Consider the following 22308-nt stretch of genomic DNA (forward strand, 5'->3'; position numbering starts at 1 on the left):
TTGGCGCGCTTGCTCAATTTGAGCGTGGTGAACCGGCATGGACCATGTCAACAGCAGCCGGCCCATGCCGTCGGCTGGTGCTCAGGCAGCGCGCAGTGCTCCGCTCCGGTGGTGTGCGGTAGGGCGGGTACGGGGGGCGTGGCTGTGCCAGACCATGCCGATCGAGGTGAGTGCCAGGATCTCGTACGGCGTCAGTTCACTGCGGTGGCTGCGTTTACGGGACAGCCACCGGCCCAGGTGGAAACGCTGCCGACGGCTGGTCTCCATATGCCGGTAGGGGACGTTGAGGTGTCCTTCGCGGGCCCGGTGGGCGGCTGCGGCCAGCAGACCGGTGTGGAAGGCGGTACCGCGGCGCCCGGTCAGGCGGTGGCGCAGGAAGTGGTCGGCGGTGGGGCTGGCTCCGATGTTGGTCAGAAGGTGGCGCTGGGTGGGGTGCAGGCGCAGCCAGGTGACGTGCTGGCGCTCCAGCCAGGGCTCCAGGTCCTGGCCGGTGGGGGTGGGGACGCCGGTGGGCGTGTCCGGGCTGCGGTCCTGGCCGGCCTGGGCGCGGGCGAGGTGGTAGGCGCGCTGCCAGGTGAGGGACCAGGGCGGGTTCCAGTAGGGGTCCAGGGCGGCGAGGGCCTGGGCGTGTGCGTGCGGGAGCGGGCGGTGGCGCTGGGCGGAGAGCCAGTTGCCCAGGCGGTGGCCGCCGACGGCGTGCCTGGTGGGGACGGCGAGGTGCCCGTGCCGGCGGGCGTAGGCGGTGGCGACGGCGAGGTGGCGGTCGAAGGTGTTGGCGGGCCGCTTCCACAGCATGCCGATGTGATCGAGTGCCTCGACGCGTTCGGGGGCCAGGTTTCCGGTGGCGTGCAGTTTGCGCTGGTGGGTGATCCACAGGCCGATCGGTCGGTGGCGGTCGTCGGTGTAGCGGGCGGGGATGTCGAGGTGTCCGAAGGTGTGCAGGTAGTCGATGGCGGCATCCAGGCCCATGCCCCAGGAGCCGTTGTCGGGCTGCAGCATGCGCAGGCCCATGACCATCGCGATCTCGTTCACGCGTTCGGGTGCGTCGGGTCCGGGTTGCTCGACGGTGGCCAGCAGGTCGCGCAGGAGCGGCTCGAGGCGTTCGCGGAAGCGTTCGTCGTGGGCGCGCAGGCCCTGCAGGATCTGCCACAGGGTGCGGTAGTCGGAGGAGTTCAGGACCGATTCGACGTCCTGGCCGCGGGCGATGTAGACGGGGACGACGATGGTGGCCTTCTTGCCCTGGCCGGGGGCTTGGCGAAGGGCGCGGCCGACGGCCTGGATGGCGGCGATGGCGCTGCGTTTGGGGGCCAGGAAGACCACCGCGTCGATCGCGGGCGCGTCCACTCCTTCGCGGAAGACGTTGACGTTGGCCATCACGGCCCGGCGCAGCCGTGCCCGGGTGCGGCCGGTGGCCGCCAGGGGGTGGGCGGAGAACTCGCCGATCAGCCGGCGGCGGGTGGCGGGTGAGTGGCGGCCGCTGACGTAGGCGGTCCACAGGTTGGCCAGGCGCAGGTGGTCGGGGGCGGCCGCGGCGGCGGTGGCGAAGGTGCGGGCGAAGACCTTGGCGTGGCGCACCCGGGAGGTGAAGACCAGGACCCGGCGCAGTTTCTTCTCGTTCATGGCGCGCAGCACCATGGCCTGCTTCGCGCCCAGGCGTAGCCGGTCGAAGTCGGCGGTGGTGCCGTCGGGGATCGCGGCGAGGATCGCGTGCAGTTCGCTGTTGTTGATCTGCGGGACGATGACCTCGTAGTCGGCGAGGATGCCCATGCTGATGGCGGTGGGCAGGTCGAGGCGGAACACCGTGGGGCCGAAGATCTTGGGATCGTCCATCGAGGCGGCGGGTGCGGTGTCGGGGCCGAGGCCGCGGTCGGTGTCCTTCCACACGCGCGGGGTCGCGGTCATGTAGAGGCGGCGGCGGGCGGGGATCTTGGCGTCCTGGTGGATGGCGGCCCAGGGGCTGGTCAGGGCACCGCAGGTGCGGTGGGCCTCGTCGACGACAACCAGGTCCCAGGGCGGCAGGCGGTGCTTCCTGTGGGCCTGGACCAGGCGTTGCAGGGAGGCGTAGGTGGCGAACACGGTGACCGGGCCCTCGTGGTCGCGTACGTGGCGGGCGATCGCGGCCGGGGCGGTGGTGACGGCGTCGAAGCCGGCGCGGGCCGGATCCTTGGACGGCAGGTGGTACACGCCGATCCGCGCTCCCGGGCGCCCTGCCTGGGCCCATTCCCGGGCGGTCTGGGTGAGCAGGTCCACGCTGGGGACCAGGACCAGGGCCCGGCCGGCGGGGGCCAGGCGCTGTGCCGCGTGCGCGGCCATGATCGTCTTGCCGGTACCGCAGGCCGAGACCGCGGTGGCGCGCGGCAGGTGCTCCAGCGCGGCGGTGATCGCGTCGACCGCCTGCACCTGGTGCGGCCGCAGGACCTTGACGGCCGCCGTGCCCGGTGGGGTGCCGGTGGTCAACAGATGCCTCCCGCACGGATGTCGGCGTAGGGCGGCGCGGGTGGCGCGCCCTGCTTCCCCGAGCGTCGGCGGTCGGGGGCCGGCCGTGGCGGCGATCCGCGCCCGGATTCACCCGAAGGGGTGAATCCGGGGTGCTGCACGGTTTGGGCACCGGGGCGCGGTGGGCAGATGGCGCCGCGAGCCGCCGTCCGGGCCGCGGAACCGGCCACGGGCGCAGGGAGGCCGGAGTGCCGCGCACGCAGGAGCAGGGACCCGCCCTCGATGATGGGCCAGCCGTTCTGGACAGCGGCGCGTTCGAGGCGTGGGAACTCGACGACCGTGCCGCCTGGCGGCCGGCGGGGGCGTTGCCGATCAAGGTCCGGGCGCTGGGCGGGGAGTCGAACGGCTCCTACCTGGACCGGCTGGCCCGGGGGAACGGGCTGGCCCTGGACCGGCTGCTGCGCGGCCTGGGCGAGGGCGCCTTCGCCTCGGAGCCGGATGCCGCCGAGATCTACTTCAACCCGGCCGCCGCGCAGTTGCTCTCCGTGGTCTGCGGGCGGCCGGTGGAACATCTGCGGCGGGCCCTGCCGAGCCTGGCGCCGCAGCGGATGCTGACCCAGGGACCGGACCCGGTGTGGCAGTGGCCCTGGCGGCGCGCGTGCACGCTGGTTCCCGCGTGCCAGTTGTGCGCGGCGCGTCACGGTGCGCAGGGTCCGGTGTGGCTGGCCAGCTCGGACGGGTGGCAGGTGTGCGCCCGGCACGGACAATGGCTGGACGACGGACGCCGGGCCGGTCGCGGTTTCGTGGACCTGGGCCCGCTGCCGCAGGTCCTGGCCGCGCACCGGGAGCGGATCGTGCTGCAGCGGCGTCTGGGCCCCCTGGGGCGGGCGCTGTTCGCCGACGCGTTCCACATCGCGGCGTACTGGTGGACCCGCCGGGAGAGCACGCCGCGGGTGTGGGGGGTGCGGGCGCGGGCGGTGCGGATCGCTCCCACCGACGTGCGCGGCGCGGCGCTGTCGTTCTACCCCGAGGCCGTGGCGCTGACGCGGGCCCTGGCGCAGGCAGAACTGGCCCACCGCCGCGGGACGTTGACCGCGGAGCGCTACCAAAGCTGGCAGGAGCGCACGCAGGCGCTGGCGGCCGGGTGGGGAGTGCGTCGGGGGCCCGCGCTGGCGGACCCGCTGCGCAGGTGGGCGCTGCGGCACCGGCTGACTCCGGTCACCGCCTGCGATGCCCGGGGCGGGCGGGCACCAAGAGCGGACCGGTGCGCCGGTCACCAGCACCCGGCCACGGGCGCCCCCGCCGAGGCGTCTTGCGGGCTGGCCCAGGAGACGTGCCTGCCGTGGCGGCTGGGCTCAGCGGTGAGCGTGGTTGCAGCCGTCCATGGCCACCATGCCGGTCAACGGCCTTAGCAGCAGCGGATGTTGGACGGACCGGTGCCGGTGTGAAGTCATCCGTTCGGGTGAATGCTCGCGGCTCAGGCCCCGTTGCGGGCACGGTCGCTTGCCATGGTGGTGACAGCGGCTCGGGCCCACGCCGGGTTGTGCGCACCCCTCGGGCTGCCCGCGTGGAACTCGTGGAAGGGCCTGTCATGCCCGTCACCGTCCATCACCTGACCGAGCGCGGCGGCAAGGCCTGCGGGACTCCCGCGCAGGTCGCCGGCGTCGCCTTCGAGGAGCGTGACCCGGTGTGGCAGCCGAAGGCGTATCCGGGCCGGCGCGCCCAGATGGGCTGGTGGCCCGAGACCGCAAGCGGCCGCCGCGTCGGCTTCTCCTCCCTGGCCCGCGGCCGTATCGCCCTGCTGCTGGACTTCGCCCCCGACATCCGGACCTTCTCCTCGTGGCCGATGCGGCTCGTCTGGCCCCACGCGGACGGGAGCGAGCGCACGATGGTGCCCGACTTCTTCGCCCGCCGCTGCGACGGGGCCGGCCTGCTGGTGGCCTGCCCGCCCGCTGACGGATCCTCCCGAAAGTGGGACACGCACCAGGCGGTGCTCGGACAGGTGTGCGTGCAGGCCGACTGGCATCTGGCCACCCCGCAGGTCCCCGATTCCCCGGCCATGGCGGTGCTGGCGATGCTCGGCGAGTACCGCACGGTGCCCGCGCCGCGCCCCGATCTGGAGAAGCAGCTCCTGGAAGCGTTCGCCCGGCCGCGGCCTCTGGAGGAGGGGGTGGCCTCGGTGGGCGACCCGATCGCGCTGCTGCCGTGGGCCTACCACCTGATGTGGCGTCAGCTGCTGTGCCTGGACTTCGCCAGCCCCCTGCACCTGGGCGCCCTGGTGTGGACGGACGCGTCATGAGCGCGGTGACGGCGGGGGTCCTCGAGCCGTGCCAGGGCGTCCTGGTCGTCGGCGACCAGGTGCGCTGGGACGGGAACCTGTACCGGGTCGCCATGCTGCGCGGCAGCATGGTCCATCTGGAACCCGAGCCCGGCACGCCCGGGGTGGCGCGGCTGGCGGACGTGAGCCTGCTGGCCGCCGCCGGCCGCTTCGAACTGGCCGCGGAGCGCACCATGGTGGTGCCCGACCTGCCGTCCACCGACCTGCTGGCGGGGCTGGCCGAGCATGCCGAACAGGACGCGCGGGACTGGGAGGCGCACATCATCGAGTGCCACACCGGCCTGATGCCCGGGCGCACCGTGCCCAGGGCCGGCTACGACCCGGCCGCCACCACCCTGGTCCAGCGCTACCAGGCCAAGTCCGCGGAACTGGCCGAACAGGGCGCGGAGGTGTCCTGGCAGACGATCCAGCGCAAACGCCTGCGCTGGGTCGAACAGGGGCTGTGGGGCCTGGTGGACAAGCGGCACACCCGCTGCGCCACCGCGTTCGGGCGGGTGGACGCGCGCGTGGTCGACGCACTGCGCGCGATCCGCCGCAAGGAGGCCGAGGACCGGGAGTCCCCCGGCAACGGCAAGCGGCTCCAGGAGCGCCTGGAGCGGTACGTCAGCGACCACGCCAAGGACTGGGGAGGCGATGTGCCCAGGCTCCCGTCGAAGACCACCTTCTACAACCTGCTGGTCAAACTGGGCATCCGGCCGCGCCGGCACGCCCACCTGGAGCGCGGCGGCGGCAGGAAGCCGTCGACCGCGTACACGCCCACGCTGGCGAGCAGGCCCGGTGAGGCCGTGCAGATGGACACCACCGATCTGGACGTGATGGTCATCGGGTCCTTCGGGCAGCCGGTGCCGGTCGAGCTGGTGCTGGCCGTCGACGTGGCCACGCGCAGCATCTGCGCGGCGGTCCTGCGCGAGAAACTGACCGCGGAGAAGGAACCGCGCCGCAGCCGCGCGAAGGGACGCAGGAGCCGCAGAGGGAAGAAGCAGGCGAAGCGGCGTGTGCTGCGGCGCGGCCGCGCCCACAAGGGCATCGACTGCGCCCTGCTGCTGGGGCGGATGCTGGTGCCCGAGCCGATGCGCCCCACCTGGCCGCAGCGCGCCGCGATGACGTCCTCGCGGATGCCGCACCAGCGGCTGATCGAGATCGACGCCCGTCTGGGCCAGGCGACCGCCCGCCCCGTGATCACACCCAAGCACGTCTACATCGACCAGGGCGGCCCCTACATCTCCCAGACGTTCCTGGACGCCTGCGCCAGCATGCGGATCGTGGTGCACCCCTGCCGGTACGTCACCCCCACCGACAAGTCGGTCGTCGAGCGGACCATCCTGTCGGTCAAGACCCTGCTCGCACAGCACCTGAAGGGCTACACCGGCGGCGACCCCGCCCACCGCGGCCGCGGCACGGCCGCCGGCCCGCTGTTCACCCTGTACGAGGCCAACGAGATCCTGCAGCAGTGGATCGTGTTCGGCTGGCAGGAGCGCGAGCACGACGAACTGCGCGACCCACAGGTGCGCGGGCGGGCGCTGACCCCGAACGAGAAGTACACCGCGTGCGTGGCCACCGCCGGCTACCTGCCGGTCCCCATGGACGCCGACCGCTACCTGAGCCTGATGAACACCGCCTTCGCACCGGTCACCGACCAGGGCATCGAGATCGACCACCGCCGCTACGACAGCGACGAGCTGGGCAGCTACCGGCACACCCCCTCAGGGCTCAAACGCACCCCGAAGTGGATGATCCGCCACGACCCCTACGACCTGTCGCGGGTGTGGCTGTGCGACACCCGCGGCCCCGAGCGCCGCTGGGTCCCGGCCCTGTTCACCGACCTGTCGCTGATCGGCGGCCCGTTCACCCAGGACATGTGGGAAGCCGCCCGCCAGCAGCACCTGAGCGAGGGCGGCCGCAAGGAGGACCAGGACGCCGTCGCACGCCTGACAGCCGACCTGCTCGCCCGCGCCAGCGCCGGCCCCAAGACACTGCGCCCGGAACTGGTCGCCGCTCCCCCGCCCCTGCTTGGCGCCCGCCCGCCCCTGCCCGGCGACCAGCTCGACCTGACCGGCCTGCCGCCGCTGGACCCCGCCACCGTGCAGCCCTTCGGGGAGTTCGACCCCGACGAAGACGAGAACACCTACACGATCGGCCACCCCCACTTCCAGGCCGTCGCCCGCCGCCCCGCCCAGCCCCGCCCCAGCAAGCCCGCAGCCGCCCCGCTCACCGTGCAGGAAGCCGCCCGCATCAAGGGCCTGGGCAACGCCGAGGACGACGACTGACCCGCCCCACCTCACCGCATGCGTCCGAGCGAGCGAAGGAAGCCGACCCGATGGTGCAACCGCCCCCGCAGGACCCCGCCCCGGACGCAGAGCCGCCCCCCGGCCCCGGCCCGGACACAGACGCGGAGCGCAACGAGCTGCCCATCACCTTCCCCGCCTGGCACGCCTTCGCCGAACGCGAACTGGTACGCCCCGACCTGGCACTGTGCCCGCCCGCGGGCACCAAACTGCTCCCGAACCACCCGAGGATGCGCTACCACAGCAGGCTGACCGTGGTGCGCACCCCGGCCCTGGTGGAAGCACGCAAACGCGTCACCCAGCTGGTGCGGGTGGGTTCCGGCCGCGACGGGGTCCACCTGGGCCTGGTCCTGGACGGCCGCGGCGGCACCGGCAAGACCACGATCCTGCAGCAGGTGGGCCGCGCCCACCAGCGCCGCCTGCGCCGCCAGTACCCCCAGCTGGACGACACCATCCCGGTCGTCTACATCGCCCTGCCCGCCCAGAACGACCGCAACAACGCCTACAACATGTTCGTCGCGATCGCCGAGTTCCTGCAGCTGCCCACCACCGGGTCGCTCACCAGCCTGGTGGCGTCGATCCGCACCGTGATGGACCGGGCCCGCACCGAGCTGATCCTGGTCGACGAGATCCACCTGCTCGCCGACGCCGCCGACCGCGAGCACACCTCGGACCACCTCAAGACCCTCAGCGAGCGGCTGTCCGCGACGATCGTGTACGCCGGCATCGACGCCTGGAACATCATGACCTCGGGCACGCGCGGCGATCAGATCGCCCGCCGCAACCAGCGTCTTCAGATCCGCCCGTTCAACTACACCACCGCCGAGGAGCGGGCCCTGTGGCACAGCGCGGTCGCCAGCTACGACGACGCCCTGTGCCTGTTCCACCACACCCCCGGCGAGCTGACCGCGCTCGCCGACTACCTCTACGACCGCACCCAGGGCTTCATCGGGGCCCTGTCCTACCTGGTGTGCATCGCCGCCCAGGAAGCCATCAGCGACGGCACCGAACGCATCACCCCTGACCTGCTGGAGAGCATCTACATCGACGGCGCCAGCGAGCAGGGCCACGGCGGCCACGCCGCCTGACCGATGCCGCGCAACGAACCGAGGAGCACCCCCATGAACGAGCCGGAGCCGGACACCGGCTTCACGATCGTCCCCTCCACCTGCACCCAGGGACCCGTCCACATCGTGCTGGGCGCGGACCGGGCCACCGGCTCGATCGTCCTGGGCGCGGTGACCGACCGTTGCCCCGACGCGGTGATCGAGGAGTTCCTCGCCACACGGAAAGCATCCTGACGGACCCTCACCGATCAGACCTCCTCCCTGCGCGGGACCGGCGGCCGGGGGCACCGGGGCGCAGCCGCTGCCGGTCGCGGTGTCACCGGCCGGGGACGACGCTGTCGGCCAGGCTGGCCCGCAGCGCGGGAACGGACAGGCCGGCGCCGAGCAGCCGGACGAAGTCCTCCAGCCCCCAGGTGATCAACTGGCCGCTGCGGGTGAGGTAGAGGCCCACCCGGTCCAGGCCGAAGCGGTCCTCGAAATCCAGCAGCGCGTACCCGGCGAGCTGGTACACCGCGGACGGGGCGAGCCGGACCGGGTCCTTCAGGGCCTTGAAGTCCACCAACAGGCCGCCCGCGATCAGGTCCGCGTCGGCGCCGCCCACCGCGCGCGAACCCGCGAAAGTGGGCCCGGAGTGACAGTTGTCCCGGCTGGTTTCGGCGCGCAGCCCGGCGAGTGCGTGCTGCGCGAGGCCCACCTGCACCTCCAGGTCCCGGACCACGTAGCCGGGAACCTCCGCCAGCAGGGCGGACAGCGTCAGACCGGCGCCCAGGCGGGCGAGCGGGCCGGTCACGGCGAGGACGCCGCTGCGGTACACCTCCTCGAACCAGACCATCGCCACGCACAAACGGTCCAGGCGTTCTTCGGCCGCCGCCTCCAGAAGCACGGGCCGGTCCCGGTCGTCGGGACGCTCCCGCTCCAGCAGGCCGGCCAGTTCGGCCACCAGGTCGGCGCCGACGGCCAGCAGCGCCTCGGCACGCCGCGCCTGCACCGCCAGCGACGCCGCGTACTCAATGCCTTGGCGAACGGCTCCGTCCACGATGTCGCGGCAGGTGAAGGCGTAGCGCAGACGGTGGTCGATCGCCGCGCCGATCGTGCCCCAGGCCGGCGTGGTACCCGTCGGAGCTGCGGGCTGCTGCGGCGCCGGCGCGGCGCGGGCGGCTGTGCGGTAGCCGTCCATCACGGTTCGCTGGCGGGGCAGGTGCCGGGAGGCGAACATGGCGAACGGGCTGTCGGGCGCGCTGATCTGCGAGGTCAGGGACACGGCCACGGCCCCCTTCCCGGGGAGCGTGCGCGAGCGGGGTGCCGGATACTCCGCGCGCAACAGCGCCATCGTCGCGGCGCTCCCGCCCCGATGGTGGTGCTTCAGCAACTGCGCCACCGGCGCACCGAGGCACCCGACCGCCTGCGGCCCACATAGTGTGCGCCGGAGCGCAGTTGACTGTCCGGCAGGAACCCGGGCTCGCAGTGCACCGTGCCGGGGCGGCTCAGCGCCCCCGGTGTTCACGGTAGGCCGCCGACAGTTTCTGAAGGTCCTCCTGACAGGCTCGGAGCAGGTCATCGGGTTCACGCAGCGCCGTGTCCAGGAGCCATACGCCGCGCCGGAAGGGGCGGAAGCCGATGCTCTCCCACAAGGCTGCGATCTTCGTCTTCGCCCGCTGCCGGTAGTCCTCGGTGACCTCGTCCCGGTTGCCGGGGTACTCGGACATCGCCGGGTAGGCCGCGACCGCACAGCATCCGCCGGACAAGCGGCGGATCGCTTCCGCAGCGCACAGCGGCCCGAGCCCGAAGCCGCGCCATGCCTTGTCCAGCCGGACCCGGTCCAGGATCAGCAGGTCACCGACCGGCATCTCGACGGCTTTGTCGAAGGCCTTCGCGTACGTGCCATGCTTGCGGGAGAACACCGCGCTCGCGATGACCTCCAGGTCTCCCGAATGCGCGTCGGCGACCTGCCAGCGGTCGCGTCCGGTGACATCCCGCAACCGGTACAGCATGATGCCGCCCACCGACGCACCCGGCGCGGGCTGTTCGGGCAGACCGCTGTCCTCGTCACCGCCCGCCTCCGCCTCGTCCTCGTCACCGGGAAGTCCGTAGGTGATCGCGACGTGCCAGCACTCCAGAGTGTCCTCGTCCTCCCACTGCTCGGCCGGGTGGCCGTGGCTGTAGGAGAAGTACAGGCGGGCCGGATCGCCCGGGAGCTCATCAACGGAACGCGTGAGTGTGCGGCTCATGCTCTGAGCGTAACGGCCGGGTGTGACAGGCAGTCTGAGGTTCCGTCAGAGTGAGGCCCGCCGAGGCAGTGGGGCCGCCCAGCGCCTTCTCCGGCCCCGGACCACGCCAAGATCGCGTCCGCCGACTCCCCTGCCGGCTCCGGGCATCCGTCCCAGCAACCGCCGCTTGCCGGCCGGCCCACGCCACCGCCACGGATCCCACCGGACATGATCTCCACGCCCAACCGAGATCAAAACCCCGGCAGTTGATCACCACCACACACGGCCACAAGATGGACAAAGCGTGACAATCAAAACCCAAGATCGCCACCGGCTTCCTATGTGCGACCCGAGACACCTGCGACATCCCATCAGACTTGCAACATTGATCTACAGCCACTAGAGCAAACCGTCAGGAAACGATCCAAACCTCCCCGGCAAGCCGTCAAGTATCGCAACTATCCGAGGAAACGATCTCCAAGATCCTTCCAGACATACTTGAAACAGCGCAGGTCAGAGATCCATCAATGTCGCAAGAGCACCGGGCGGCGACAGTGAATGGCACCTGTATCCAGACCGTGGCTCTGATGATCGCGTCAGGTGAATTCCGACTCTTGTCCGGTCCGGTCGCCCGTATCTCCGCAACGCTTCCCGTCATTCATAAATCTGCGAGGCACCCGTATGCCTGATTCAGCACCGCACATCAATCTGGTGGATCCCGAACTCTATTCCCAGGGCGATCCTTTTGTGCAGTGGAAATGGTTGCGCGCCAACGATCCGGTGCACTGGCACCGGCCGACCGAGCTTCCGGGTTTCTGGTCCCTGACCCGCTACCACGACATCCGCACCGCGTACCGGGACGCGGAGACGTTCAGTTCGGCACAGGGCATCCTGCTGCGGCCGGCCGACCACGGGGCAGATCCGGGCGGCGGACGCACGCTGGCGCTGACGGACGCGCCGCGGCACAAGCAGTTGCGAGGGCTGGTCGACGGCTGGTTCGCCGTGCGGTCCGTGCGCGCGCTGGAGGCGGAGATGCAGGGCATCGCCGAACGCGTGGTGAACACCGCACTGGAGCAGGGCAGTTGTGACTTCGTCACGGACGTCGCAGCCCGGATCCCGCTGTTCGTGATCTGCAGGATGATGGGAGTGCCGGAGTCCGACTGGGAGCACCTGTACGACCTCACGAGCCAGGCGTTCGCGGCGGGTGATCCGCTCACGCGCCGCTTCGCACACCTCAACATCCTCGGGTACTTCGAGACGCTGCAGGCCGAGAAGGCGCAGAAGCCAGGCGACGACCTGGTGAGCGTGCTGGCGACGGCGGAGGTCGAGGGCGAACGGCTGAGCGCTGACGACGTCATCCTCAACTGCGACAACCTGCTGGTCGGTGGCACCGAGAACACCCGCATCGCGGCCGCGGGCGGCATGCTGGCACTGCTGGAGCACCCCGGTCAGTGGCAGGCCGTGCGAGACGGCCACGAACTGCTGCCGTCCACGGTCGAGGAGGTGCTGCGCTGGACGTCGACGGCCACACACATCATGCGTACCGCGGTGCGGCCGACGGAGATTCACGGACAGCGCATCGAGGTGGGCGACAAGGTGGTGTTCTGGCTGCCCTCAGCCAACCGCGACGAGTCGGTCTTCACCGACCCCGACACCTTCGACGTGCACCGCACGCCCAATCGCCATCTTTCGCTGGGCTTCGGCGAGCACTTCTGCCTGGGCAGCATGCTGGCGCGCGTCGAACTGCGTCTACTGTACGGGGAGTTGCTGCGCCAGGGCGTACACGTCGAGCTGGACGGCGAGCCGAAGCTCCTCGACTCGATTGTGGTCAACGGCCCGGAGAGCATGCCCGTGCGGATGAAGGCCGCCTGAACGCAAAGGCGAAGGGGGCGCCCAAGGTGCAGGTGGGCGCCCCCTTCACGTACCGGATGCGGCTCAGTCGGACATGGCGACCAGCACCCTGCGGTCCCCGGTGAAGGGGCGTCGTCCGTGACCCACCGCGACGTTGTCGATGACCATCAGGTCGCCCTGCCGCCAGTCGACGTCGACGGCGACCTCCAGGCCCCGGTCGTGGATGTGGAGGATGTACGCGTCCGGGATGGCGTTGCCGTCGGCGAACGTGACGGACTGCGGCAGCTCCTCGGGCGGCAGGATCTGCGCGAGTTCACGCGAGGTCTCGTCGCCCAGGGCGGCGGGGTGGAAGTGGTCGGCCTGGTTGAACCACACCTCGGCGCCCGTCACGGGGTGTGTGACTGTGGCCGGCCGGATCGGGCTGATCATCCGCAGCCCGCTGTCGGGAGTCCAGTGCCACTCGAACCCGCCGGCTTCCAGGAACGCTTCGACCTTCTGCCTGTCGTCCGTCTCGAAGGTCTGGCGCCAACTGCGTCCGAGACCGAAACCGTCGTGCAGGTTCTGGGTGTAGCGGATGCCGCCAGCGAACGCTTCGCGGACCTCGGTGTCGAGGGATGCCAGCCACAACCCTCCGTCCACGACCGGTGTGGCGCCGCCGGAGCCGGGGGTGGTGGCGCAGTAGAAGAAGAGCCGCTCCGGCCAGTGGTGGCTGTAGGACAGCTCGTTGTGCATGGCGATGGTCTGGTCCGGCGGGTACTCGGTGGAGGTGTACAGGTTCCCGCCGAGCTGGGTGCGCGGCGAGGTGCCGTGCACGTAGCCGAGCCGGTTGGGCAGCAACAGGGCCGTCGCCGTCCCGACGTCCTGCTCGGGTACCTCGAATCCGCGGAAGACCACGGCCTTGGCCCGGGCGAGCAGCGCGCCGAAGTCGCCGAGGGCTGCGAGGCGTTCGCGTATCCCGTCGACACCGGTCGGCCCGGCGGGACACACCTCCAGCGGCTTCCAGTGCGCGAGGTCGTCCGTGGGGCTCGTCTCGCTGATGGTGCTCAGGTCGCTCATGGCGCAGACTCCTCGACTGCTAGCTCGTTGTCCGTGCGGGAACACCTGGCCCTTGATCTCAGGCGGTCGCATCGAGGTGGACCGGGCTGCCCCGGCGACGGCGGCAGACGTCCACGTGGTGCAGCCAGCTGGTGGCCCGGTGCGTCACGCCGCCCGGTACTCACCCCTTCGCATGGCTGCGGGCCGGTGCGACGGGCACGGGAGCGGACAGGACACGGGAGTTCCGGGGCCGGAACCCCGGGCTTCTGCCACGGCGTCGGACGAGCCGACGGGCAGGGCCGGACGGTCACTATGCCCTCACCGTACGCGGTCGGGTCAACGCTGGGCCGTCGATCGTTCAACTGCGTGCCCGACCCGGTTGAACAGGACCACGAGAGTGCCCAACCACCTCTCTTGATCAGCCAGTTGGTCCCGTGTCATCGTGTGGCGCCCGACAGTGCCGGAGGCTGCGGCCCGGTACCGACTGTCACACGAGTCGTCCACGTCGCCGAACGGCCCGACTGCCGCCATGGGCACCCGCGGCGGGCGGGGACGTTCGTATGCATTCCGTGCGCCTGCCCTGCAACGACTTCGTCGACGACGACCTGGAGGCCCTCGTGCACCCCAAGACCGAGACCGAGGGCGCGCCATGCCCTATGTGACCTCGAACGGCATCCGGCTCTCGTACCAGCGCCACGGCCGAGGAGAGCCGGTGCTCCTCATCATGGGATCGGGCGCCGCCGGGCACGTCTGGACCACGCACCAGACACCGGCCCTGAATGCCGCCGGCTACGAGACCGTCATCTTCGACAACCGGGGCATCGGTGCGTCCGACGCGCCCGTCGGCATGTACGCACTCGCCGACATGGTCGCCGACACGAAGGGCCTGATCGAAACCCTGGGGCTCGGGCCGTGCCGCGTCGTCGGCACCTCGATGGGCGCGATGATCGCCCAGGAGCTGGCGGCCCGGTATCCGCACCTGGTGCGCTCGGCCGTCCTGATCGCCACGCGTGCACGGTCCGATGCGACGCGGCGCGCGCTGACGGAGGCGGACCTCGCGTTGCGTGAGAGCGGCGTCCGGCTGCCCCCGAAGTACGAGGCGATGCGCACCGTCCTGGAGATGCTCTCCCCCACGACCCTCAACGACGACCTGGCCGCGAAGAGCTGGCTGGAGATCTTCGAGCTGACTGGAGGCAGTGCGGGTGGCGAAGGGCAGGCGGGCGTGGACCGGGCGGGCGACCGCCGCGAGGTGCTGCGCTCGATCACCGTGCCGTGCCGCACGATCGCCTTCTCGGACGACTTGATCTGTCCGCCGCACCTGGTGGCGGAGGTGGCCGACGCCATTCCCGGCTGCGACCACGTGGAGATCGAGTCCTGCGGGCACCTGGGGAACCTGGAGCGGCCCGACGAGGTCAACAGGGCAATCATCGAGTTCCTCGACAAACACTGACCTCCTCCTCGCCACCTCACGTAAGGCCTCGCTGTGACACAGACTGAGTTCATTGCTCCGGGCGCTGCGGCGAAGATCGTGCAGCAGGGCGTCACCACCTGGACGCTGCGCATGTCCTCGCCCGGCCGGCTGCGGCCGGCCCACTCGGACGTCCCAATGCGGGTGGAGCGCTCGCAGGTGCCCTCGATCGATCTGAGTCGTGCTCTGTACGGCGCTGTCGGCTCCCACGTCTGCTGGACGGACCGGTTCGCCTGGAGCCACGAGACGTGGGAGGCCTGGGTCCAGCGGGAGTCGATGGGCACCTGGATCGCCACCGTCCAGGGCACCGTTGCCGGGTTCTTCGAGCTGGAGGCCCAGCCGGGCGGGGCCGTGGAGATCGTGCTGTTCGGGCTGTTGCCGCAGTTCTACGGCCGGGGCCTGGGCGGCGCGTTGCTGACGGCCTGCATCGAGCAGGCCTGGCGCGGCGGAGTCGACTGGGGAGGGCCGGGCGCCGAGCCGGCGTCGTACGTCTATCTGCGCACCAGCTCGCTCGACCACCCTCATGCGGTGCGCAACTACCATGCGCGCGGGTTCGAGACCGCCGAGGCGGAGACCGCCGACAAGCGGATCCCCGATCCGCGGATGGCTCCCTGGCCGTTGGCGCGCGATCCGCGGCACCTGCCCGCGAGCGACCGGTAGGACGGACTCCTCAGCTTGTCCTCAGGGAAGGCCCGTCCTCGGGGCAACCGGGTTCAGGACGAGCTGTTGCCGGCCCCCCGGACGAGGGGCCGGCTCGGCTCTGTGGGCGCTCATGCCCGGGCGAGTGCCGCCTGCTCCGTGACGAACCGGGCCAGCCGGCCGATGCCGTCCTTGATCTGTTCGTGTGCCAGATAGCTGACGGACAGTCGCAGCGCGCACTCGCCGCCGCCCCCGGGGTAGAAGTACGACATCGGCGTCCAGATGACCCCGAACTCCTCCGCCGAGCGGATCAGCGCGGCGTTGTCCGCACGGAACGGCACCGTCACGGACAGGAAGAAGCCTCCGCTCGGCTCGTTCCAGCGCACGCCGAGTGCTTCGCGTTCACCGCGTGGGAAGGCCGCGTCGAGCGCGTCCAGGGTGACCCGCATCGCGTCTCCGTAGTACGTGGCCGTGTTCACGTTCAGGTCGGAAGCCCGCCCGTCCGCCGTCAGCAGCATGCCGGCCACCAGTGCCTGGCTGACCGGCGAAGTGTTCACCGTCACCATGGATTTGACCTTGGAGAACTCGTCGGCGAGCAGGGACGTGCGGCCCGAGCCGTCCGTGACGGTCTGATCGGCGACGGCGAAGCCGACCCTCGCCCCGGGGAACAGCGTCTTGGACAGCGAACCGAGGTGGATCACCCGGCGGTCGGTGTCCATGGACTTCAGGGTCGGCACCTGCCGGCCCGGGCTGACCAGCCGGTACGGACTGTCCTCCAGCAGCAGGATGTCCTCGCGGGCGGCCAGCTCCAGCAGCTCCCTGCGGGTCTGCGTCGACATCGTGGTGCCGGACGGGTTGGAGTGGTCGGGTATGACGTAGAAGGCGCGCGGGCGGCGCCCTCGCGCACGCTCGCGCCGGATCGCTGCCGTCAGGGCGGCGACGCTGACGCCTTCCTCGGTCTCCTCGACCGCGACGGGACGGACGTCGAGCAGCCGCGCCGCGCCGGTGATGCCGACGTAACAGGGGCTGGAGACCAGCAGTACGTCCTCGGGTCCTGCGATGAGCGTGCGCACCGCGAGCAGCATCGCCTCCTGGGCACCGACCGTCACCACGATCGACTCGGGCGGTACGTCGATGCCCTCGTCCTTGCGCAGGAAGTCGGCGATCAGCTCCCGGATCTGGCCGCTGGTCGGACCGTACTGGAAGAGCGCGGAGCGCACCTGCCCGGGCGAGGCGCCCTGTGCCGCGAGGTGGTCCAGGTAGCGGCGCAGGTACGTGAAGATCTGCTCGGTGTCGAAGAAGCCGTCGTAGGGGCGCCCGGGTGCGAAGGAGATCGCGTCGGGGTAGCGGGTGGTGATTTCGTTGAGGAAGTTCATCGTGTCCAGCACCGGGTCCGAGACACTGCCGTGCAGGTCCTCCTTGCGCACGCCGGACCCACCGGCTCGTGGAGCGGACACAGGGGCGAGGTGACGGGCGCCGGCCGGACCGGCCGGCTGTCCTTCGTCCGAGACCAGTCCGGGTCCGGCAGCCGCCACCGAGCCTGTGCCTGTGAGCGCCATCGCTTCCGTCAGCTCCTCCGTGAGAATGCCGAACACGTCCGCGACTCCGTCCGCCCCGGCCGCGGCAAGACCGTGCAGGACCGGACGTCCGAGCAGCACGGCGTCGGCGCCCAGGGCGAGGGCGGCGAGCACGTCCGCACCGTGTCGTACGCCACCGTCGAGCAGAACGGGACAGGCTCCCGCCACCGTGGCGGCGATGGCGGGCAGCACGTCGAGGGTGGCGGGAGCCCCGTCGAGCTGACGTCCGCCGTGGTTGGAGACCACGATGCCGTCGACACCGGCGGCGACCGCCAGGCGCGCGTCTGCGGCGGTGAGGACGCCCTTGACGAGGACCGGAAGGGAGCTGACGGACCTCAGCCAGCCGATCACCGACCAGTCGAGGGCCGGATCGAACTCGGTCAGTGCGTGCGCGCCGGGCGAGTCGAATCCGGTGCCGGTGAGATTGGCGGGTGCGACGCCCGCGGGCAGGCGGAAGTTATTGCGCACGTCGCGCAGGCGGCGGCCCAGGCGTGGCGCGTCCACGGTCAGTACCAGGGCTTCGAAGCCCGCCCGCTCCGCACGTTCGATCAGAGCCTGCGTGACGGCGCGGTCGCGGAAGCAGTACACCTGGAGCCACAGCGGGCTGGTCGCAGCCGCCGCGATGTCCTCGAAGGTACGGCTCGCAAAGGTACTGACGACCAGGGGCAGGCCTGCGGCCCCCGCACCGCGGGCGGTGGACACTTCGCCCCCGGCGTGCGCGAGCGCGTGGTAGGCCATCGGCGCGATCGCGAGAGGAGCGGCCCAAGTACCGCCCAAGATCTCCGTCTTGATGTCGGGCATGCCGGTGCCGGCCAGCACGCGGGGCCGCAACGAGACCTGGGTGAAGGCGGCCAGGTTGGCGGCGAGGGTGCGCTCGTCGCCCGCGCCCCCTTCCAGGAAGTCCCAGACAGTGGGCTCGAAGCGCGGCCGCGCCCCGGTCGCGTAGTCGGCCAGAGTGACCAGGGGAACGGGAGCCCGATCGGATCCGCTCATCCGGCGGTCAGCCGCTCGCGCTCCACCGCTTCGTACAGGGCGCGGATGTTGGAACTGCCGAAGCCGCGGGAGCCCTGGCGCTGGATCAACTCGAAGAAGAGGGTGTTGCGTTCGTACGGGGAGCGGCTGAACAGCTGCAGGAGGTGGCCCCACTCGTCCCGGTCGGCCAGCACCTGGGCGTCGCGAAGCTCCTCGATCATGCCGCCGAGCCCCTCGAACCGCTCGCCGAGGAGGTCGTAGTAGGAGTCCGGGGTGGACAGGAAGTCCACGCCACGGTCCCGAAGTTCCCGTACCGCCGGGATGATGTCGTCGACCAGGAAGGCCAGGTGCTGCACGCCGGGTCCGCCGTTGCGCTCCAGGAACGCGTCGAGCTGGCCGGGGTCCTTGGCCGGGTCGGGTCCCACCAAGGTGAAGGTGGTGCCGCCGGTGGCGCTGCGTACGACGATGGAGTCCATGGCCTGGCCGCCGACGGCGACGTACTCGGTGTGGAAGCGGGAGAGGCCGAAGCCGTCGCGGTACAGGTCCGCGTACTGGGCCAGTGTGCCGCCGACAAGGCACACCGCGACGTGGTCCAGGGCCCGGACGTGGCCCTGCGGGCGCTGCGTACCGGACGAGGGGATCCAGCTGCGGCCCGGCGGGAGCTGGTCAGCGGGGTTGCAGACGGCGGGGATGAGCGTGTGCACCACGTCGCCGAAACCCGAAACGACGGCGCTGCCCCGCAGGGAGGCCTCGGGCCTGGCACCCGCGAGCAGTGCCGCGTCCCGGGTGCTCGCCACGTCGTCACAGGTCAGTGCGATGTCCGCGATGCCGTCTCCGTGCTCGTCCAGGAATCCCCAGATGCCCCGGCCGGAGGTGACGATGATCTGTACGTCGCCTTGTCTCAGCAGCAGGGAACTGCGGTCGACCTCGACGGAGTCGGCGACCGGCGTGAAACCCATGGCGGAGACGAGGTGGTCAACGGCCGAACGCTTGTCCCTGGTGAACAGCTCCACGTACGCGATGTCTTGCACAACCATGGAGAGAACCTCCTGATAGGCAGATGCCCTGAGTCGATGCTGGCGGAAGAAGGGGGCGGGGCACCCGCGCCGCTGCTGCGGCCCTGCTGGGTGTCCCGCCCCAGGTCGTCAATGGCGTGGATCAGGCGTGGCTACCAGCGCCACTCCTGCTGCTTGAAGAGGTGACCGGCCTTGATGTCGCGGTCCTTGCACCAGGTCAGGAACTCCTCGATCTGCTTGATCTGGTACGTGTCCTCGGTGTACGTGGTGGCCATGACGTGGCCCAGCCAGTCCTCTTCGCCCATCGCGTAGACATAGGCCTCGCCGGCGCCCAGCTCGGTCATGATCGCCGCGGCCTGCTCCGCGTTGGAGCCGCTCAGCTTGCGGGAGTTGCTCATCTTCTTGGTGACCGGGATGGTCAGCAGCGCCTGGTAGAGCCAGGTGAGCGGGGCTCCGTCGCACTCCATGCCGAGGAAGGCCATGTCGGCCTGTCCCAGGTGCTCGCGCACGTAGCGGTAGAGGGACGGTTCGATGCCGGAGGAGTCGGCGCCGATGAAGATCTTCTTGCCTGCCAGCTCCGCCCAGTACGTCGACTTGGCGCGGATGTCGAGGTCGCAGTGCTCGCCGAGGAACGGCGTCGCGGTGATCTTTCCGCCGGGGAACTCCACCTCGTCGAAGTCGTCGACCTCGATCACGTGGAAACCCTGGTTCCTGAGCATCAGGGCAATGGACGGGTCGGCCAGGTTGCCGCGCGAGGAGCGCGGGACGACGATCGCGCCGAGCCGGCCGCGCAGCTGCAGCAGCGTCTCCAGGACGATGTGGTCCTGGTGGCCGTGGGTGATCACGACGAGGTCGATGTAGTCGGGCAGGTCGTCCAGCGTGTAGCGGTCGGTCTTGTCGCTGTCCGCGCTGATGAACGGGTCGGTGACGATGGCGGCCTGCGGCGTCTGCAGGACGAGGCAGGCGTGACCGAAGTAGCGGATGCGGCCGCCGCTTTCGATGTGGCGGTCCTCGGACAGGCTCGGCTTGTCCGTGAGCAGCGTACGCAGCTGCTGCGCCTGGGCGTCGTCGAGGCCGAGCGCCTCGCGGAGGTGGGCGAGCGTCGTGGGGTGGACGCGGCTCTTGAAGAGCTCCGCGAGGCCCTCGTGGCGGAACGGAATCTGCAGTTCGAGCACATCGGGCGAAGGAAGGCGCGGGGTGCTGAGGATGAACGGACGCTCGATGCCCGTCTCCAGGGACAGCTGCACCGACTGGCGGGCCTCCTGGTAGACGTCGCTCTTGTAGACGACCGGTTCCATGAAGCGCATCTGCGCCTGGTTGTCGGTGTCGTAGGCGAGCTCGACCAGGCCGCCCAGCTCGGCCGGGAGCTTGGGGTAGAGCGGGGTGAGGTCGAAGCCGGTGGCGTTCGCCCGCAGGATCTCCTGGCCGGCGGCTATCGCCTCGGCGAACCGGAGCATGTCGGCACGGTCACGCTTGATCGTGGCGAGCAGGTCGCGGACCTCGTCGGCGCGCTCCTCCGGGATGTTGATGAAGTAACCGCCGCGCAGCTCCGGGTTGTTGCTGGCCGCGACGTGTACCTGCGGCGACTGCAGGTAGGACTCGAGGAGCGGTACCTGAAGAAAGGCCAGGTTCATCGCCGCCTGCACCGGCGCGATCGTGTAGGGCCAGGCGAAGAACCTGTCCACGAGCGGCTCGATGATTGCTTTCGACCTGAGAAACAGCTGCTCGTCGGCCATATGTGCACTCCCTCCAGGAGAACCAAGGACTAGGACCGCCCAGGGACACGCGCATGCCCATGACGCCATAGCGGACCGTAAGAACGACAAGGGGAATTGCAGAGCACCGCAATATTGCTTATGACGTTCCCCGCCGCACAGAATGTCCCGGAGGCATGGCTGGTTCAACAGGAGGAGGGTGCACAGACATTGAACACCCCTGGGCTCGTGGGGCTTGGGCACAGAGGCGGTGTTCAACTACGGATTCGTCTCAGTTGAACGGCCGGTGCGCGCTCTTTCAGTGGCCACAAAGGGCGGTTGCTAGAAAACCCCGAAAAGCCGTCGCCGGATTCCGGCGACGGCTTTTCGGGGTGCCGTTTCCCGGCTATTGATCGCGGCGCTGCACCGCGAAGATCGCGGTAACGGCGCAGACGGTGTACCACGCTGCGTACACCGCCCACGCTCCGGTCTCGGACCACGGGAAATTCGCGGGCTTTTCAACGACCTGCATCAGCCGCGCCCAGGCGCTGTAGGGCAGCAGGTGATCGACGACGGCCGTGCCGTGGTGGTCGTCGCTGATGCCCATCGGGACGAGCAGCAGGAGTGCGAAACTAACGCCTATGGTGGCGGCACTGGCCCGTAGGATCGCGCCCACAGCCATGCCGACCAGCGCGGCCACCGGGGCAGCCAGGGCGGAGGCGAGCACCGCGGACACAACACCCGGGTCGCCCAACGACAGACCGGTGTTGCGCCCGGCGAGGAGCGCCTGGGTCGACCAGAAGGAACCGCCCGCGGCGACCAAGCCCAGCACGGTGCTGACAACGGTGACGACGGTGACCTTGGCTGCCATCACGGAGCGGCGGGCGGGTACGGCCGCGAACGTCGTCCGGATCGTTCCGGTGCTGTACTCGCCAACGACGGTAAGGGCGCCCATGGCGCTGGCGGTCAGCATCAGGCACAGCACGGCAGCGTCGGAGAAAGAGTCGAGCATTGCCCAGTTGGGCATGAAGTCGGCCTTCTGCTTGGCATCCCAGCCCGGCCAGTTGCTGTAGTCATTGTAGGCGGTGAAGACGTTGAAGCCGATGATGGCCAGTGTGCCGGCCACGAACGCCCACGGTGTGGAGCGCAACGACCACATCTTGATCCACTCGGCGGCGATCAGGTCAGTGAAGCGGGCTCGAGGCTCGGCCGTTTCAGCGGACAGCACGGCGGTCTCAGTGCCGGACCTGGCGGTTGCGGTCATCGGGCGTCTCCTGCGGCGTACTCGACGCTATCAGCGGTTACTTCCATGAAGGCAGCTTCCAGCGAGGCGGTGTGGGGAGTCAGTTCGTGCACCGGAACCATGTTCTGGAAGGCAAGGTCGCCGATGCGGGCCGCGCTCAGGCCCGTCACCGTCAGCGAATTGTCAGTGTGCGGCTCCACGGAGGCGCCCGCCTCAACAAGGATGGTGCGCAGTGCGGCCACGTCGGGGGTGCGGACTATGGCACTCTGATGAGCTCCCCGCGCGGCGAAGTCCTCGAGGCTCTCTGCGGCGATCAGCCGACCCTTGCCGATGACGACGAGGTGGGCAGCAGTGTTCTCCATCTCGGACATGAGGTGGCTGGAGACTAAGCCTCGATCCACCGGTCGGTTCTGAAGCCGGTTTTTGAGGCTCGCTGGGCCGGGCGTGGGATTGCCGACTGGATGCAGGCATGGGGTATTT

The 22308-nt window shown here is 70.3% G+C and carries 16 protein-coding genes and 1 pseudogene; 8 read left to right on the forward strand and 9 right to left on the reverse strand.

Going from position 1 to position 22308, the window contains the following annotated elements; genetic code table 11:
* Nucleotides 1-81: 81 nt before the first annotated feature.
* The gene (locus ACIP8W_RS27860) at nucleotides 82-2457 is read right to left on the reverse strand and encodes a Helicase associated domain protein (RefSeq protein WP_402205094.1); all 2376 of its coding nucleotides are present in this window, start codon (nucleotides 2455-2457) and stop codon (nucleotides 82-84) included.
* A gap of 227 nt (nucleotides 2458-2684) precedes the next feature.
* On the opposite strand from ACIP8W_RS27860, the gene ACIP8W_RS27865 reads away from it, so the two are divergent.
* From ACIP8W_RS27865 to ACIP8W_RS27885, 5 genes are all read left to right on the forward strand, one after another.
* Complete coding sequence (locus ACIP8W_RS27865; protein ID WP_402205096.1) at nucleotides 2685-3848, forward strand: TniQ family protein; 1164 nt, start codon at nucleotides 2685-2687, stop codon at nucleotides 3846-3848.
* Between the two features lie 179 nt (nucleotides 3849-4027).
* Entirely contained in the window at nucleotides 4028-4735 is a 708-nt protein-coding gene (locus ACIP8W_RS27870; protein WP_402205098.1) for a TnsA-like heteromeric transposase endonuclease subunit, read from the forward strand.
* Nucleotides 4732-7041 (forward strand): Mu transposase C-terminal domain-containing protein, encoded by a 2310-nt coding sequence (locus tag ACIP8W_RS27875; protein ID WP_402205100.1) that lies wholly within the window; start codon nucleotides 4732-4734, stop codon nucleotides 7039-7041. The genes ACIP8W_RS27870 and ACIP8W_RS27875 overlap by 4 nt, the downstream gene beginning before the upstream one ends.
* Nucleotides 7042-7091: 50 nt before the next feature.
* On the forward strand, nucleotides 7092-8147 hold the full coding sequence (locus ACIP8W_RS27880; RefSeq protein ID WP_402205102.1) for a TniB family NTP-binding protein: 1056 nt from the start codon (nucleotides 7092-7094) through the stop codon (nucleotides 8145-8147).
* A gap of 33 nt (nucleotides 8148-8180) precedes the next feature.
* The gene (locus ACIP8W_RS27885) at nucleotides 8181-8360 is read left to right on the forward strand and encodes a hypothetical protein (protein ID WP_402205104.1); all 180 of its coding nucleotides are present in this window, start codon (nucleotides 8181-8183) and stop codon (nucleotides 8358-8360) included.
* A gap of 82 nt (nucleotides 8361-8442) precedes the next feature.
* Here the strand turns inward: ACIP8W_RS27885 and ACIP8W_RS27890 are convergent, their stop codons facing one another.
* Nucleotides 8443-9504, reverse strand: a complete 1062-nt coding sequence (locus ACIP8W_RS27890) for a hypothetical protein (RefSeq protein ID WP_402205106.1) — start codon at nucleotides 9502-9504, stop codon at nucleotides 8443-8445.
* 106 nt (nucleotides 9505-9610) lie between these two features.
* Nucleotides 9611-10354, reverse strand: coding sequence for a hypothetical protein (locus ACIP8W_RS27895; RefSeq protein ID WP_402205108.1), 744 nt, complete (start codon nucleotides 10352-10354; stop codon nucleotides 9611-9613).
* A 690-nt stretch (nucleotides 10355-11044) separates the two neighbouring features.
* On the opposite strand from ACIP8W_RS27895, the gene ACIP8W_RS27900 reads away from it, so the two are divergent.
* Nucleotides 11045-12205 (forward strand): cytochrome P450, encoded by a 1161-nt coding sequence (locus ACIP8W_RS27900; protein ID WP_402205109.1) that lies wholly within the window; start codon nucleotides 11045-11047, stop codon nucleotides 12203-12205.
* Between the two features lie 63 nt (nucleotides 12206-12268).
* On the opposite strand, the gene ACIP8W_RS27905 is transcribed toward ACIP8W_RS27900, so the two are convergent.
* Nucleotides 12269-13240: a TauD/TfdA family dioxygenase gene (locus ACIP8W_RS27905; RefSeq protein WP_402205111.1), complete on the reverse strand. Its 972-nt coding sequence runs from the start codon at nucleotides 13238-13240 to the stop codon at nucleotides 12269-12271.
* Nucleotides 13241-13868: 628 nt separating this feature from the next.
* Here ACIP8W_RS27905 and ACIP8W_RS27910 point away from each other — a divergent pair.
* Nucleotides 13869-14669, forward strand: coding sequence for an alpha/beta fold hydrolase (locus tag ACIP8W_RS27910; protein WP_386296556.1), 801 nt, complete (start codon nucleotides 13869-13871; stop codon nucleotides 14667-14669).
* A gap of 33 nt (nucleotides 14670-14702) precedes the next feature.
* On the forward strand, nucleotides 14703-15347 hold the full coding sequence (locus ACIP8W_RS27915; protein ID WP_402205113.1) for a GNAT family N-acetyltransferase: 645 nt from the start codon (nucleotides 14703-14705) through the stop codon (nucleotides 15345-15347).
* A 110-nt stretch (nucleotides 15348-15457) separates the two neighbouring features.
* Here the strand turns inward: ACIP8W_RS27915 and ACIP8W_RS27920 are convergent, their stop codons facing one another.
* The 5 genes and pseudogenes from ACIP8W_RS27920 to ACIP8W_RS27940 form a co-directional block, all read right to left on the reverse strand.
* Nucleotides 15458-17896, reverse strand: coding sequence for an aminotransferase class I/II-fold pyridoxal phosphate-dependent enzyme (locus ACIP8W_RS27920; protein ID WP_402205115.1), 2439 nt, complete (start codon nucleotides 17894-17896; stop codon nucleotides 15458-15460).
* Nucleotides 17893-18912 carry a 4-hydroxyphenylpyruvate dioxygenase gene (gene hppD, locus ACIP8W_RS27925; protein WP_402205117.1) on the reverse strand — a complete coding sequence of 340 codons (1020 nt, stop codon included), beginning with the start codon at nucleotides 18910-18912 and terminating at the stop codon, nucleotides 17893-17895. The genes ACIP8W_RS27920 and hppD overlap by 4 nt, the downstream gene beginning before the upstream one ends.
* A 131-nt stretch (nucleotides 18913-19043) precedes the next feature.
* A complete protein-coding gene (locus tag ACIP8W_RS27930) occupies nucleotides 19044-20627 on the reverse strand; it encodes an MBL fold metallo-hydrolase (protein ID WP_402205119.1) in 1584 nt (527 codons plus the stop codon).
* 364 nt (nucleotides 20628-20991) lie between these two features.
* Nucleotides 20992-21849, reverse strand: a complete 858-nt coding sequence (locus ACIP8W_RS27935; protein ID WP_402205121.1) for an ABC transporter permease subunit — start codon at nucleotides 21847-21849, stop codon at nucleotides 20992-20994.
* Nucleotides 21846-22308: pseudogene (locus ACIP8W_RS27940) on the reverse strand (ABC transporter ATP-binding protein); the annotation flags it as partial. The gene ACIP8W_RS27935 and the pseudogene ACIP8W_RS27940, both read right to left, overlap by 4 nt.

Source organism: Streptomyces sp. NPDC088554, from assembly GCF_044752945.1.
Taxonomy (GTDB): domain Bacteria; phylum Actinomycetota; class Actinomycetes; order Streptomycetales; family Streptomycetaceae; genus Streptomyces.